The following is a 1,856-nucleotide window of genomic DNA, read 5'->3' on the forward strand; positions in this document are numbered from 1 at the left end:
TGCCGCGATAGGATATCAGCTCCTCTCCGGCGAGATCGGCGAGCGTCAACTCGGCTTTCCTGGCCAACGGATGCCCGGCCGGCAGCAGGCAGGCGAAGCCGACACTGCCGATCACCTCCGCCTCGATATCGGGAGGCAGGCGGTCGTCCAAGGCGACGCCCAGGCTGGCGTCGCCGGCGCGCAGCATGTCGACGATGGCTGCGATCGGCGCCATGTGGGAACGCAGCAGAATGCCTGGATGCTGCGCCCGGAAACTGGTGAACGCGCGCGGCAATATCGCCATGGCCGGCGGCGGCGAGGCCGCGACACGCACGAGCCCAGCCCGACCCAGGCGCAGGTCGGTGGTCTTGCGCCGCAGGCCCTCCAGCCCCGCCGACAGCCTTTCGGCATCGGCGAAAATCTCAAGCGCCTCCGGCGTCGGCCGCAGCCGTCCCTTGACGCGCTCGAACAGCGTGAAGCCGAGTTCGTCCTCGGTGTGGAGCAGGATCTGGCTGAGCGCAGGCTGGGAGATGTTCAGCATCCGCGCCGCGGCGGTCACGGTGCCGGCGCGCATGACGGCTATGAACACTTCGAGCTGCCGCGCCCGCATTGTCACTCCATAGGTCAAGCTTATGGTTTTCGTCCAAACCCATCTTTGACGCATCGGCGCGGCGTCGACAAGATCGGTCGAAATTCGGGCACTGTTTGCGAGGGCCGCTATGGATGTGATCGTGCTGGGCGGCGGCCTGATGGGGACGGCTTCGGCCTATTTCCTCGCCAGGCGCGGCGCGCGCGTGACGCTGATCGAGCGCAACCGAATCGGCGCCGGAGCAACCGTCGCCTCCTTCGGCAACATCCGACGCACCGGGCGCCATCTGTCCCAGCTTCCGCTGGCCCACCGCTCGCTCAAGCTGTGGGGCGAGGCCGAAAGAATGCTTGGCCGTAACGTGGAGTTCCGCGCCACCGGACACATCCGGCTGATCTTCGATGAGGGCGGTCTCGCCGACATGCGGGCCTATGCCGACACGGCGCGACCCTGGGGGCTCGAGTTGGAGGAACTGACCCCGCGAGAGATCCGTGTCCGCTTTCCCGGCCTCGGCCCCGAAGCGATCGCTGCGTCGTTCTCGCCGCAGGACGGCAGCGGCAATCCGCGGCTGATCGCACCAGCCTTTGCCGAGGCGGCCCGCGGGCTGGGCGCGGAAATCATCGAGGAAGCCGAGGTCGAGAGCGTCAGCCGCGATAACTCCGGTTTCCACGTCGCCACCTCGAAGGGTGCGTTCGCCGCCGAGTGCCTGCTCAACACCGCCGGCGCCTGGGGCGCGCGCATCGCCGCACAGTTCGGCGAAGACGTCCCTCTCGAGGCCCGCGGCCCGCAGATGGGCGTGACCGAGCCGCTGCCGCACAGAATTCTCCCCGTAGTCGGCATCTGGACCCGCGACAAGGAGTACGGCGCTTACCTGCGCCAGGTCGAGCGCGGCAACATCGTCTTCGGCGGCGCGGCCGAAAGGGTGCCGGTGGATCTCGAACCCGGCCATGCAAGAGCCGACCCCATGCGCCTGCCTTTACAGTTGCGCGCCGTCGCGCGGCTGCTGCCGGCAATCGCAAAGGTCGCGGTCATCCGCACCTGGTCCGGGTGCGAGGGCTATGTGCGGGACATGCTCGCGGTGATGGGATGTTCGGCGACGACGCCAGGCCTGTTCCACGCCTTCGGCTTCTGCGGACACGGCTTCCAGCTCGGTCCCGGCGTCGGCGATGCCATGGCCGAACTCATCACGACCGGCCGTTGCGAAACGCCGCTCGATGATTTCAGGATCGACCGCTTCAGCCGCGCTGCCTGACGAACTGACTTGACTACGATTGGCCTCCCCAAGGCCACC

Annotated in this window: 2 protein-coding genes; one reads left to right on the top strand and one right to left on the bottom strand. The window is 67.8% G+C overall.

Going from position 1 to position 1,856, the window contains the following annotated elements; translation table 11 throughout:
* A partial coding sequence (locus EN780_RS33215; RefSeq protein WP_128276376.1) for a LysR substrate-binding domain-containing protein occupies positions 1–589 on the bottom strand: 589 nt, incomplete at its 3' end.
* 109 nt (positions 590–698) lie between these two features.
* Between EN780_RS33215 and EN780_RS33220 the strand changes: the two genes are divergently transcribed.
* The gene (locus EN780_RS33220) at positions 699–1,817 is read left to right on the top strand and encodes an FAD-binding oxidoreductase (protein ID WP_128276377.1); all 1,119 of its coding nucleotides are present in this window, start codon (positions 699–701) and stop codon (positions 1,815–1,817) included.
* Positions 1,818–1,856 lie beyond the last annotated feature (39 nt).

Origin of the sequence: Mesorhizobium sp. M4B.F.Ca.ET.089.01.1.1 (assembly GCF_004022605.1) — a bacterium.
Classification (GTDB): domain Bacteria; phylum Pseudomonadota; class Alphaproteobacteria; order Rhizobiales; family Rhizobiaceae; genus Mesorhizobium; species Mesorhizobium abyssinicae.

What these genes read in the sequence shown, in the direction of transcription:
- EN780_RS33220 (WP_128276377.1), top strand. Translation starts at nt 699, where the DNA reads ATGGATGTGATCGTGCTGGGCGGCGGCCTGATGGGGACGGCTTCGGCC.